Genomic DNA, 13,118 nt, shown 5'->3' on the forward strand with positions numbered 1-13,118 from the left:
CAAATCATGCTTTTATTTCCTAAAAAGTTCGATTATCCTTTACCGAGCCGTTAGCGAATAACGGCTAGACTTAGCTAAATAAAATCAAATTTTAATTTAACAGAAGGTACAAATTTATGAACAAAACAGATTTAATTGATGCGATTGCAAGTGCAGCTGAATTAAACAAAAAACAAGCTAAAGCTGCATTAGAAGCAACTTTAGACGCTATCACCAACAGCCTTAAAGAAGGTGAACCGGTACAATTAATTGGTTTCGGTACATTCAAAGTTAACCAACGTGCAGCACGTACTGGTCGTAATCCACAAACAGGTGCAGAAATCCAAATCGCCGCATCGAAAGTACCTGCTTTCGTATCTGGTAAAGCATTAAAAGACGCAATTAAATAATTTGTTTTAAAACGAATTAAAATTAAACCCTGCTTTGTCAGGGTTTTTTATTGTCTAAATTTTAGCTTTACAATCATAATTTTGTCGATATAATTCCGAACCGAAACTTATTACGGAACATAAATAATGAAACGAAATATTCAACACCGAAATACCCAACAACGCAGACATGCCATTATGCAACTGCTACAAGAACAAGGTGAAGTCAGTGTAGAACAGCTAGTACAGTTATTTGACACCTCTGAAGTGACAATTCGAAAAGATCTCACCGCATTGGAAAGTAATGGTTTTCTTCTTCGTAAATACGGTGGTGCTATTTTAATGCCACAAGAAATCATCGAAGAAGAACAAGATAATGAACTTTCGCAACGAAAGTTAGTCTTAGCAAAGGCAGCTGCAGAACGTATTCGTGATCACAATCGCATTATTGTGGATAGTGGCAGTACAACCGCCGCATTGATTAAACAACTTAATCGCAAGCAAGGATTAGTTGTGATGACAAATTCGCTTTCGGTGGCAACCGAATTACGCTCACTCGAAAATGAACCGACGCTCTTAATGACGGGAGGTACTTGGGATATGCGTTCTGAATCCTTCCAAGGCAAGATTGCCGAACAAGTGCTACGTTCTTATGATTTTGACCAATTATTTATTGGAGCCGATGGCATTGATTTAGAACGTGGGACAACAACATTCAATGAGTTAGTTCGCTTAAGCCAAGTGATGGCTGAAGTATCTCGTGAAGTGATTGTGATGGTGGAATCACAAAAAATTGGCAGAAAAATGCCAAATGTGGAATTAACCTGGCAGCAAATTGATGTACTGATTACCGATAACAAATTATCTCAGGCCGACAAAGACGCCATAATGGCACAAGGCGTAGAAGTAATTTGTGTAGATGTGGCATAAAGTGCGGTCAGAAAAACAAGACTTTTAATTTGAGTAAATAAGGAAAAACTATGTGTGGTATTGTTGGTGCGGTAGCACAACGTGATGTAGCAGAAATTTTAATTAATGGTTTACACCGCTTAGAGTATCGTGGTTATGACTCTGCGGGTGTTGCTGTCGTGGATCCAAACCATGAATTACACCGTGTGCGCTGCTTGGGTAAAGTAAAAGCCCTTGATGAAGCAGTTGCAGTAAAACCATTAATCGGTGGTACAGGGATTGCGCACACACGTTGGGCAACTCATGGTGAACCATCTGAAGCCAATGCTCACCCACATACTTCGGGTAACTTTGCTGTCGTCCATAATGGCATCATCGAAAATCATGAAGAATTACGTGAATTGCTTAAATCTCGTGGTTATGTGTTCAATTCTCAAACCGATACAGAAGTGATCGCTCACCTAGTTGAATGGGAAATGCGTTCAGCCTCTACTCTACTTGAAGCCGTACAAAAAACCGTAAAACAACTTACCGGTGCATACGGTATGGTGGTATTAGATCGCGAACATCCAGAACATTTAGTTGCAGCACGTTCAGGCAGTCCATTAGTAATTGGTTTAGGGATTGGTGAAAATTTCCTGGCATCTGACCAACTCGCGTTATTAAGCGTAACTCGTCGTTTCATTTATTTAGAAGAAGGCGACATTGCCGAAATTACACGTCGTACCGTAGATATTTACGATGCAAATGGTCAAAAAGTAGAACGTGAAGTACACGAATCTAACCTTGAAAATGATGCCGCAGAAAAAGGCAAATTCCGCCATTTCATGCAAAAAGAAATCTATGAGCAACCAAATGCATTAATCAATACCATGGAAGGTCGTATCCTTCACAATAACGTGATTGTGGATGCTATCGGTAATGGCGCATCAGAAATTTTAGAAAAAGTTGAACACATTCAAATTGTGGCTTGCGGTACCTCTTATAATGCGGGTATGACGGCTCGTTACTGGTTTGAAGCACTAGCGGGTGTGAGCTGTGATGTCGAAATCGCGTCTGAATTCCGCTATCGCAAATTTGTCACACGTCCAAATAGCTTGTTAGTGACTATCTCTCAATCAGGTGAAACGGCGGATACTCTTGCCGCACTTCGTCTTGCAAAAGAAAAAGGTTACATGGCGGCCTTAACGATCTGTAACGTATCAAGTTCATCTTTAGTACGCGAATCTGATCTTGCCTTCATGACACGTGCAGGCGTTGAAGTCGGTGTGGCATCAACCAAAGCGTTTACCACTCAGTTGGCTGCATTATTAATGTTAGTCACTGCAATTGGTAAAGTAAAAGGCAATATCTCAAACGAAAAAGAAGTGGAAATTGTGAAAGCATTACAATCACTTCCAGCTGAAATTGAAAAAGCCCTTGCGTTTGATAAAGACATTGAAGCATTAGCAGAAGACTTCGCAGAGAAAAACCATGCACTTTTCTTAGGTCGTGGCGAGTTCTACCCTATCGCGGTGGAAGCTTCATTGAAGTTAAAAGAAATTTCTTATATCCATGCTGAAGCTTATGCAGCAGGTGAATTAAAACACGGTCCATTAGCGTTAATCGATGCGGATATGCCGGTTATCGTGGTGGCACCAAACAATGAATTGCTTGAAAAAGTGAAATCAAACATTGAAGAGGTACGTGCGCGTGGTGGTCAGCTTTATGTGTTCGCAGATAAAGAAGCAGGCTTCACACCAAGTGAAGGCATGAAAATAATCACTATGCCAAAAGTGAATGAAATTATTGCACCAATTTTCTACACCGTTCCAATGCAATTATTGTCATACCATGTGGCATTAATTAAAGGAACCGACGTGGATCAACCTCGTAACTTAGCGAAATCGGTAACCGTAGAATAAAGTGCGGTTGAAAATCAGCACGTTTTAATACAAAAAAGCACAGATTTAATCCTGTGCTTTTTGTTTAAATAAACCGATAACCGTTTTCTGTTACTTCCAAAATGGAGGCATAATCCTTTCGCCAATCGCCTAACACAATTCGCGTGTATGTTTCTTCCTGATGAATGGCTTCTCGATGTGTATGGCCGTGAATTAACCGTTCAACACCAAATTCTTTCAGTGTTTGTGCCGTAAACGCTAAATTCACATCCATGATATCCAGCGACTTATATTGCTTATCCTGTTTACTCTTCGCGCGAATTTTCTCTGCAATTTTTAACCGCACTTTTAGTGGCAAACATAAAAACAGCCTTTGTCGCCAATTTTGATGCACTTTTCGACGAAATTGCTGATATTTCACATCATCAATACATAAGGTATCGCCATGACAAATTAAGGTTTTCACACCATAAAGATCAACACAATGATAGTCAGGCAATAACGTTAAACCACAATCTTGTGCAAATTTTTTCCCGACGAGAAAATCTCGATTGCCATGAATGAAATAACAAACAATGCCCTTTCCTGTCAGGTTTTTAATCAACTGTTTTACTTGTGAGATTAAAGGTGAAGTTTCATCGTCACCAATCCAAAAATCAAAAAGATCCCCCAAAATATAAATCGCTTGGGCTTCTTGTGCCTTGGTTTTCATAAAATCATTAAAAAGTGCGGTTAATTCCGGATGCGTTTCGCTCAAATGAAGATCTGCAATAAAATAAATGGGTTTCATAACTATTCCGTCATTTTTTTCATTAGATTAGCACACATTTTTGTGTAATTTGCTATACTTTCCAAAAATTTTAATTAGGTATTTTCTATGTTAAAAATCGCCAGAATTCTCATCGTTGCACTTTGTTGTATTTTAATTTGTGTGCTCGGTACGATCTATTCCTTTATTCGTTTCAAAAATCCAAGCAATGTGGGCATTGTGGCTCGCTGGTTTGGTCGCTTATACCCTTTATTTGGCTTAGAAGTAGAACACCGTTTTCCACAAAATAAAGAGAATATGCCGCGTTGTATTTATATCGGTAACCACCAAAATAATTTCGATATGGTGACCATCTCTTACATGGTATTACCTCGCACGGTGAGTGTAGGTAAAAAAAGCCTGATTTGGATTCCTTTTTTCGGTATTTTATATTGGGTGACGGGCAATATTTTCTTAGATCGTGAAAATCGTTCTAAAGCACACAGCACGATGACGGAACTTGCTCGTCGTATCAATAAAGACAACCTGTCAATTTGGATGTTCCCTGAAGGCACTCGTAGCCGTGGTCGCGGCTTATTGCCATTCAAAACAGGGGCATTCCATGCAGCAATTGCAGCTGGCGTACCAATTGTCCCCGTTGTGTGTTCAACGACGCATAACAAAATTGATTTAAATCGTTGGGATAACGGTAAAGTGATTTGTGAAATGATGGATCCGATTGATGTATCATCCTACACAAAAGACAATGTTCGCGAACTTGCTACTTACTGCCACGATTTAATGGAAAAACGTATCGCTGAACTCGATGCTGAAGTTGCACAAGGAAAATAATATGTTGCGTCTTTCTCGTCGCCAATTATTAAAAACTACCGCAATTTCAACCGCACTTGTTGCCACTCCTCAATCAGTATTAGCGGCATCCCGCGAAAAATTAACTATTCCCCCGTTGATGGAAGCGAAACGTGGTCGCCCCATTATTCTTAATATGGAAGAAACCGGCTATAAGCTGGATGGCTCCCATAGTGTCAGTGTATGGGGCTTTAACGGCAATTATCTTGGGCCCACAATTCGCATCAAATCGGGTTCCTTTGCAAAACTCAATTATCACAACAATTTGCCACAAAGTATTGCTCTCTCTATTCAGGGATTACAAGCCAGTGGCGAATTATTTGGTGGCGCGGCAAAAGTCCTCAAAAAAGGGGAATCTTGGGCACCAATTATTCCAATAGAGCAACCTGCCGCGACTTGCTGGTATCGCTCTGCCACCCTGGCAAACTCGGCCTATCAAACCTATCGCGGCATTGTGGGAATGTGGTTAATTGAAGATGATCAAAGCCTAAAATCACAACTTCCTCATAAATATGGCGTGGACGATATTCCATTAATCTTACAAGACATGGAATTTAACGGCGACGGATTACAATTATTTAAGCAAAATCAACCGCACTTTGTCGGTAATCGTCTATTCGTTAATGGACAAGAAGCGCCTTATCTTGACGTCCCTCGCGGCTGGGTGCGTTTGCGTTTGCTCAATGCGTCATTAGCAAGAGCCTATGATCTCCGTTTAGATAATGAACAAGACATGTTGCTCATTGCGAGGGATTTAGGTTTTTTACCTCAAGGTAAAACGATTAATTCTCTCATTCTTGCACCGGGTGAACGAGCTGAAGTGTTAGTCAATTTAGATAAAGGTGAAAACATATCTCTCATTTCTGGAGCGAAACGTGGTATTTTCGACAAAATCAAAAATGTCTTCAGTTCGGGAAATGATTTTGCAGATAACACCGTTTTAGAACTTCGCCCACAAGGTCAAATCTCAGCTTTCAGTAAAAAAATGAATGAGCAATTTAATACTGATGCCACGGTTATGCTCGAAAGTAAAATCGCCCAAGAACGCACCTTTGAATTGGATGTCACGAATGGCTTAATCAACAAACAACGCTTTGACCCGCGCCGTGTTGATGTTTCGGCTAAAGTCGGTACTGTCGAACGTTGGATCATCAACAGCTCTCTGCCTGTCGGCTTTACCATTCAAGGCGCTAAATTTGTTATTAAAAGCCAAGATGACGTCAACGTCGATGTGTCGGAGCTTGCCTGGAAAGACACAGTTTGGGTGAAAAAGAAAGTACAAATTTTAGTAAAATTTGAACAAACCTCCTCAAATAGCCATCCTTTCTTATTTGGCGCATCAAATTTGATGTTAGCAGATATGGGTTGCCTTGGTATCATACTTGTTCAATGAGAGAATCAATGGCGTTATTATAATTATTCAAATAGTTATCGTAATACTTGATAATCTGTAATTCAATATTCCGAAGAAATATCTGTGCATAAACAGAAATAAAAAGACGTGTTTAACACGCCTTTTATTCTTGTCATATTTTCAATTCATGTTGAGAATTTGTCAGTGATTGAAGCTTACGCAAAATCATACCAAGCACCACGCCATAAGCGGGTACAAATAAGATAATGCCAACAAATAATTTAAATAAATAATCGACAAATCCAAGGCTAAACCAATGCTCTGCCATGAAAGGATCGCTGCTTTGATAGAACGCTACAGCAAAGAACATAAAAGTATCAGCAAGAGAGCCAAATGTCATTGAGCTACCCGGGGCAATCCACCACGTTTTTAATTGGCGCAAGCGATTGAAAACCAACACATCTAATAATTGTCCGAATACATAAGCACAGAAACTAGCAAGGGCAATACGAAAAACAAACATATTGAATTCACTTAGCGCCTCTAATCCTTGATAGTGCCCATCAGAAAAAATCACAGAAACGATATAACTCACAATAAGAGCAGGGAGCATCACCACAAAAATAATCCAACGAGCTTCTTTCGCCCCAAACACGCGAACAGTTAAATCGGTGGCTAAGAAAATGAATGGGAAGGTAAGAGTGCCCCATGTACTGTGGAATGAAAAATCATCAGCAAAGCCAAGTGCGGTCAATTTTAAATTGATTTCAAAGGGAATTTGAACGAAATAGTTACTGGCAGTGATGATGAAGATGTGAAATAAGCTTAATAAAATTAAAGCAAAACGTTTTTGTTGATCATTGAAGATCAGAGTATTAATTTTCATTTTAAGACCTTTTTAGTTAGTTAATCGGGGGTAGGGAACCCGACACGAGAAATAAACTCGCCAAATTGGCGAGCCGTGAATGATACTAGAATCTGTTTGGATTGCAAGAAAGAGCGGTCAAAAATTTTGGTATTTTTACCTATTCTAGTTAATGCACTTATTATAATGATAAGAATTATTATTTACATGAAAATAATGTTGTACTAAAATCCTCGGGCATTATTTATTCCACATATGCCAGGAGAGCATTTCAATGTATAAATCCAATCATTTAAAAACAACATCATTTTTCGCATTAAGCACATTAACCATCGCCCTTTTTTCAAGTTATTCTTACGCGGAAGAGCAACTTGAGGAAATTAAAGTGACAGCGGAAGATCAGGTAAAACAATCACTTGGTTCTTCTCTTGTGACAGCAAAAGATTTAGAGAAACGCCCTGCGACAAATGATGTTTCTGAAGTATTACGTACTATGCCTGGTGTGAATTTAACGGGGAACTCATCTACAGGACAACGCGGAAATAAACGTCAAATTGATATTCGTGGTATGGGACCAGAAAATACATTGATTTTAGTGGATGGTAAACTAGTCACCTCTCGTAATGCAGAACGTTATGGTGTGCGTGGTGAACGTAACTCTCGTGGCGACAGCAACTGGGTACCAGTTGAAGCCATTGAAAAAATTGAAGTATTACGTGGCCCTTCAGCTGCACGTTATGGCTCAGGTGCAATGGGTGGAGTGGTGAATATTATCACTAAACCTGTTACCAATGATTTACACGGTAGCTTAAGTTATTACACCAACCAACCAGAAGACAGCAAAGAAGGCGCAACGAACCGTGTCGGTTTTAATCTAAGCGGAGCGTTAATTAAAGACATATTGCAATTCCGTTTGTATGGTAACTGGAATAAAACACAAGCAGATGAAGTCGGTATTAATGGCGATCCGGCGATTGCTGGTCGTGAAGGGGTTCGTAATAAAGATATTAATGGCCGTTTAGTGTGGAATATCAATGAGAAAAATAAACTAACCCTAGATTCAGGTTTCAGTCGTCAAGGCAATATTTATAACGGTGATACACAAAATAGCTCAGCAGGGCTTTACAATAATAAAAACTATCCTGAAACCAAAACATTGGCAGGAAGCAAAGCTGAAACCGCTCGCTTATATCGTCAGAACTATGCTTTAACCTATGAAGGTAAATTCGATCATTTCGATAATAAAACCTATATTACTTTTGATAAAACTAAAAATAGCCGTTTACCAGAATATTTAGCGGGAGGTCCAGAGGGCAGTTATTCTAGTACATCTGCTTTTAGTGATTCTATCCTTAAAAATACGCGTTTTAGTTCTGAATTCTATCTCCCATTTACCTTGGGCGTAGATCATATGCTGACAGTTGGTTTTGAAGGTACACATAGCAGTTTAGATGATGACGCTTCTATGACACAGTTACTTGGTGGACGACGAGACAAAAAAACAGGGAAGGTGCTTTATGATTTGAAAGAACGCCTACCAAGCGGTATCTCAAATGTACGAGGAGGTCATAGTAGTCAAACTGAATGGGCTGTATTTATTGAAGATAATATTTCAGCAACCCAATCTACTATCCTAACGCCCTCTTTACGTTATGATTACAACAGTTATTCTGGTTCTAATGTAAGCGGTGGATTAAACTTCTTACAAAGCCTCAACGATGATTGGAGAATTAAAGGTGGGATTGCAAGAGCTTATAAAGCACCGAACCTTTATCAAACTAATCCAAATTACTTGCTATTTACCTTAGGTCAAGGTTGTCCAACGAATGTACCAAATAATAAAACTTGTTATTTCCAAGGTAATAGCGACATTAAACCGGAAACCAGCTGGAATAAAGAAATCGGAATTGAATATGATAAAAACGGACTTCTTGCTTCTGTGGCTTACTTCCGTAATGATTATCGTAATAAAATCGTATCTGATGGTGAATTTATCGGTTTAACCAACTTAGGTAACTATGTGTATAAATGGGGTAATGCAAACCGCGCAGTGATTGAAGGTTTTGAAGGTAATCTGACATTACCATTAATCCAAGATAAATTAAACTGGGTGAATAACTTCACTTATATGCATAAAACCAAAAATAAAGATACAGGTAACCCGCTTTCTATCGTACCGAAATATACCTTGAATTCAAGCTTAAGTTATCAAATTACAGATAGTTTGAATGCAATGTTAACTTATACGCAATACGGTAAACAAAAATCCCGTAAAAATCCGGAAAACCGTATGGAAAATGGTAACGACAAGCATGTTAATCAGCTTGTTGGCTCAGAAGATATTGGTGGCTATTCAGTTTGGGGATTAAGTGCGGGTTATAATTGGAAAGATACAATCAGCATTCGTGTAGGTGTAAGTAACTTATTTGATAAACGCATTTATCGTTCATCAAGCAGTACAAATTACAATGCTCATACTTATAATGAACCTGGTCGTGCCTATTACGCAACGGTAAAATATACTTTCTAATTCAGAATAGATGACTGAAGCCCTGTTTATACAGGGCTTTTTCGTGTAATTAATTTAGACAACAAAAACGAAAAGAAATCTTGACTTAATATAAGTAAATAAATAATAATTATTATCGTTTTTAATCTATAAAAGGTATACATAATGAAAAAAGCAAATTTTGCCTTATTGCCACTTGCTGTGTTTATTGCAGCGAATGTCTAAGCTGCAGAACAACTAGATGTGATTAATGTTGTTTCCGAAAATAGCGGGGCAAAAAGTAAAACCAATGTGATTACGACAAAAACAATGGAACGTAGCACTGAGACCGAATTAAAAGGTTTATTAAAAGATGAACCAGCAATTAATTTTGGTGGTGGTCGTGGTACATCACAATGGTTTACGATTCGTGGTATGGGACAAGATCAAGTTGATGTGAAAATTGATGGTGCTTATACCGATGCACAATTGTTCCATCACCAAGGTCGTTTTATGTTTGATCCGTCTTTATTAAAACGTGTTGACGTGCAAAAAGGGACGGGATCTGCAAGCGCTGGTATTGGGGCAACAAGCGGTGCAATTGTTGCAGAAACAGTGAGTGCAAAAGATTTGCTCAAAGAAGGGCAAGATATTGGTTTCAAAGTCAATGCTGGTGTGAGTTCAAATAGTGGTTGGTCTAAAGGCGCAACCGTTTATTCTAAAGCTGGCCCATTAGATGCATTAATTTCTGCTAATTTTGTGACTGAACGTGATTATAAAGACGGTAATGGGTATAAAGTAAAAAATAGTGCATTAGGACAGCGTGGCTTATTAGCTAAACTTGGTTTTGATGTCAATGAAAACCACAGAATCGAAGTCAGTCATCGTCAAGAACGTCATTATGGTGTTCGTGCACTTCGTGAAGAATTTGATTTTGCCCAAGACAATAATGAGGCAAATAATTCTCCTCGCTATCGTATTACACAAAACGATACAACAAACATAGAGTGGAATGGTCAGGACATGGGCTTTGTAACAAATGCTAAAGCTAATGTATATCATTCTGTGATTAATCGTAAAGAACCAAGTGAGAATTCGAAAACACGCTTAATTGCGAATGGGGCAAATTTAAATTTAGAAAGCGCAGTGGGTCAGTCTCATCTTATTAAATACGGTGTGAATTATCGTGATCAAGAGGGTAAACCTAATTCGCTAACCGTACAAAACGGTGTTCAAATGAAAACTCAAAAGAAACGTGATGTCGGTGTTTATACAGAAGGTATTTGGGGTTTAGGTGCTTTTACTTTAACAACCGGATTACGTTACGATCACTTTGATTTCCGAGCAATGAATGGCAAAAAATCTCATAAGGGAAGCGTAAACCCAAGCGTTGGTTTAATTTATGAAGTAAATAATGATCTAAGCTTTAATGCGAGCTTAAACTATGCAACACGTAGTCCACGTTTCCATGAAGTGATGCTATCTTCAGGTGAAACGCGAGGTCGCTCAGCGGTTTACTCCATAGCATCAAATATTAAACCGGAGAAATCCCGTAATACAGAAGTGGGCTTCAATTACAAACTTGCCGATAATTTCTCCTTAAATGGAAGCTATTTTTGGCAAACGGTAAAAGATACACATGCATTTACACAAGTAAGCCCGGGTTTTTATGAAATCCAAAATGCAGGCAAGCTAAGAAACCACGGATATGAAGTCGGTGCAGCCTACAAATATGAAGGTTTAACATTACGTGCAGGCGTGGCTTATAGTAAACCTGAGTTAGATGGCAGAACAGTAGATAGTACCGTGACAGCTATTCCAATTGGACGTACTTGGACAACAGGTGTATCTTATCGCTTCACTCAGCCTGATATTGAAATTGGCTGGAAGGGTCGTTTCGTACAGCATACCAGTTATGACTCAACAACGAATAACCGTGGCGGTGGTGCAACAACCACTAAACGCCCAGGATATGGGGTAAGTGATTTCTATATAACATGGAAACCAGCTGAAAATATTAATGTGAACCTTGCTTTAGATAATGCGTTTAACAAATATTATCGAAGCCATAGCCAACGTGCAGGCGTATCAACATTGCCTGAACCAGGTCGAGATATTCGTCTAAATGTCAATTATACGTTTTAACTAAAATTAAAAGGCCTGACAACGATATAATATTGTTGTCAGGCCTTAACTCAATATCTCAGTTTCTAGAAACTGGTCATATGTAAAGTTAGTGTTCTCTTAATGTAATTTCAATCTTGGTTTTAAATAGTGATTAAGTTTATCCACTAAAATAATCAAGCCAATCTTAATACATCCATGCAAAGCATGTTGGTGCATACGATATAAAGACACATACGCAAACTGTGCAAATTTACCTTGAACAGTTAGTGGGTTTTTCCCAAATTTATTTGAAATGCTACCCAATGCGGTAAAGCTTGAAAGAGAAACCAAGGTGCCTTTATCGTTGTATTTGAATGCTTTTAATGGTTTTTGCTCAAAAAGTGCAAAGATATTTTTTGCACAAGCTTTTGCCATTTGGTGTGCAGCCTGTGCTCTTGGCGGGACTAATTTACCGTTTGATTGCATTAATGCCGCACAGTCACCAATGGCAAAAATACTGTCATCCACCGTAGTTTGAAGGGTATCTTTTACCACTAACTGATTGATGCGGTTAAGCTCTAATCCATCAAATTGCTGTGTCACCGTTGAGGTGCGAACACCCGCTGCCCACACAATCAGATCAGCTTTGATTTTTTCGCCATCTTTGGTAATAAGTGTATTTGGTTGGGCTTCTGTGATCATCGTATTTAATTTCACATTTGCACCCATTTCTTGCAATTCATCTAATACCGCAGCAGATAAATTTTCAGGTAATGCTGGAAGTAAGCGCGGGCCCGCTTCAACTAAGGTGACTTGCAAGCAAGAATTATCGATTTTGCCGTAACCATAAGAAGATAAGTCTTCAGTCGCATGATAAAGCTCTGCGGTTAATTCCACGCCAGTTGCACCACCGCCAACAATCGCAATATTGACTTTGCTCTCATCGACTAATTTCTGTTTAAATTCTTCTTCACCAATATCGTCTAATGCACGGTTTTCAGAGAATTTAAGGAATAATTCTAACATTCTTTGTTGAAAGCGAAGTGCTTGATCAGAGCTGTCTAAGAAAATACAGTTATCAGCCACGCCTTTTGTATTGAAATCGTTCGATTTACTACCGATCGCAATTACTAAGTAATCATAAGGAATACGACGTGCAACCACGAGCATGTCACCTTCTTGCCCATAAACAGGAGCAAGTTCAACATATTTTTGCTCACGATTAATACGTGTGATTGAACCTTGCTCAAAGCTAAAATGGTGGTTTTTACCGTGTGCACGATAACTCAGAGAATCGGTGCCATCATCCATCACACCTGTAGCAATTTCATGTAATAAGGGTTTCCACAAGTGGGTCGCATTGCGATCCACAAGCGTCACTTTAGCCTGTTTTTTGCGACCTAATTTATCGCCTAAAAATGTCGCTAACTCTATGCCGCCGGCGCCACCGCCAACGATCACGACGTTTTTCATAAAGTACTCCTAAAAGTAAAATTGTTAAAAATGTTAAACTAATGTAATGATAGC

General features: G+C 38.9%; 9 protein-coding genes and 1 pseudogene. 7 read left to right on the top strand and 3 right to left on the bottom strand.

Going from position 1 to position 13,118, the window contains the following annotated elements:
* Window positions 1–116: 116 nt before the first annotated feature.
* The 3 genes from ACXVWB_RS05500 to glmS all read left to right on the top strand — a co-directional run bounded on the left by ACXVWB_RS05500 (window position 117) and on the right by glmS (window position 3,181).
* Window positions 117–389 (top strand): HU family DNA-binding protein, encoded by a 273-nt coding sequence (locus ACXVWB_RS05500; RefSeq protein ID WP_297569091.1) that lies wholly within the window; start codon window positions 117–119, stop codon window positions 387–389.
* Between the two features lie 126 nt (window positions 390–515).
* Window positions 516–1,298 carry a DeoR/GlpR family DNA-binding transcription regulator gene (locus ACXVWB_RS05505; protein WP_297569094.1) on the top strand — a complete coding sequence of 261 codons (783 nt, stop codon included), beginning with the start codon at window positions 516–518 and terminating at the stop codon, window positions 1,296–1,298.
* A gap of 50 nt (window positions 1,299–1,348) precedes the next feature.
* Window positions 1,349–3,181, top strand: coding sequence for a glutamine--fructose-6-phosphate transaminase (isomerizing) (glmS, locus tag ACXVWB_RS05510; protein ID WP_054419027.1), 1,833 nt, complete (start codon window positions 1,349–1,351; stop codon window positions 3,179–3,181).
* A gap of 64 nt (window positions 3,182–3,245) precedes the next feature.
* Here glmS and lpxH read toward each other — a convergent pair whose 3' ends face one another.
* Window positions 3,246–3,950 carry a UDP-2,3-diacylglucosamine diphosphatase gene (gene lpxH / locus ACXVWB_RS05515; protein WP_297569100.1) on the bottom strand — a complete coding sequence of 235 codons (705 nt, stop codon included), beginning with the start codon at window positions 3,948–3,950 and terminating at the stop codon, window positions 3,246–3,248.
* A gap of 87 nt (window positions 3,951–4,037) precedes the next feature.
* Here lpxH and ACXVWB_RS05520 point away from each other — a divergent pair, with 87 nt between their 5' ends.
* Together ACXVWB_RS05520 and ACXVWB_RS05525 are read left to right on the top strand one after the other, a co-directional pair.
* Window positions 4,038–4,760 (top strand): 1-acylglycerol-3-phosphate O-acyltransferase, encoded by a 723-nt coding sequence (locus ACXVWB_RS05520; protein ID WP_289901622.1) that lies wholly within the window; start codon window positions 4,038–4,040, stop codon window positions 4,758–4,760.
* Between the two features lies 1 nt (window position 4,761).
* On the top strand, window positions 4,762–6,171 hold the full coding sequence (locus ACXVWB_RS05525; protein ID WP_289901623.1) for a multicopper oxidase domain-containing protein: 1,410 nt from the start codon (window positions 4,762–4,764) through the stop codon (window positions 6,169–6,171).
* Window positions 6,172–6,304: 133 nt separating this feature from the next.
* Here ACXVWB_RS05525 and ACXVWB_RS05530 read toward each other — a convergent pair whose 3' ends face one another.
* Window positions 6,305–7,018: a 7-cyano-7-deazaguanine/7-aminomethyl-7-deazaguanine transporter gene (locus tag ACXVWB_RS05530; RefSeq protein ID WP_289901624.1), complete on the bottom strand. Its 714-nt coding sequence runs from the start codon at window positions 7,016–7,018 to the stop codon at window positions 6,305–6,307.
* A gap of 253 nt (window positions 7,019–7,271) precedes the next feature.
* On the opposite strand from ACXVWB_RS05530, the gene ACXVWB_RS05535 reads away from it, so the two are divergent.
* On the top strand, window positions 7,272–9,527 hold the full coding sequence (locus tag ACXVWB_RS05535; protein WP_289901625.1) for a FepA family TonB-dependent siderophore receptor: 2,256 nt from the start codon (window positions 7,272–7,274) through the stop codon (window positions 9,525–9,527).
* Between the two features lie 144 nt (window positions 9,528–9,671).
* Window positions 9,672–11,630: pseudogene (locus tag ACXVWB_RS05540) on the top strand (TonB-dependent receptor domain-containing protein).
* A gap of 99 nt (window positions 11,631–11,729) precedes the next feature.
* Here the strand turns inward: ACXVWB_RS05540 and ACXVWB_RS05545 are convergent.
* Window positions 11,730–13,064: an NAD(P)/FAD-dependent oxidoreductase gene (locus tag ACXVWB_RS05545; RefSeq protein ID WP_289901627.1), complete on the bottom strand. Its 1,335-nt coding sequence runs from the start codon at window positions 13,062–13,064 to the stop codon at window positions 11,730–11,732.
* Window positions 13,065–13,118 lie beyond the last annotated feature (54 nt).

Source organism: Haemophilus sp. SZY H53 (assembly GCF_054332375.1).

What these genes read in the sequence shown, in the direction of transcription:
- ACXVWB_RS05500 (WP_297569091.1), top strand. Translation starts at nt 117, where the DNA reads ATGAACAAAACAGATTTAATTGATGCGATTGCAAGTGCAGCTGAATTA.
- ACXVWB_RS05505 (WP_297569094.1), top strand. Translation starts at nt 516, where the DNA reads ATGAAACGAAATATTCAACACCGAAATACCCAACAACGCAGACATGCC.
- glmS (WP_054419027.1), top strand. Translation starts at nt 1,349, where the DNA reads ATGTGTGGTATTGTTGGTGCGGTAGCACAACGTGATGTAGCAGAAATT.
- lpxH (WP_297569100.1), bottom strand. Translation starts at nt 3,950, where the DNA reads ATGAAACCCATTTATTTTATTGCAGATCTTCATTTGAGCGAAACGCAT.
- ACXVWB_RS05520 (WP_289901622.1), top strand. Translation starts at nt 4,038, where the DNA reads ATGTTAAAAATCGCCAGAATTCTCATCGTTGCACTTTGTTGTATTTTA.
- ACXVWB_RS05525 (WP_289901623.1), top strand. Translation starts at nt 4,762, where the DNA reads ATGTTGCGTCTTTCTCGTCGCCAATTATTAAAAACTACCGCAATTTCA.
- ACXVWB_RS05530 (WP_289901624.1), bottom strand. Translation starts at nt 7,018, where the DNA reads ATGAAAATTAATACTCTGATCTTCAATGATCAACAAAAACGTTTTGCT.
- ACXVWB_RS05535 (WP_289901625.1), top strand. Translation starts at nt 7,272, where the DNA reads ATGTATAAATCCAATCATTTAAAAACAACATCATTTTTCGCATTAAGC.
- ACXVWB_RS05545 (WP_289901627.1), bottom strand. Translation starts at nt 13,064, where the DNA reads ATGAAAAACGTCGTGATCGTTGGCGGTGGCGCCGGCGGCATAGAGTTA.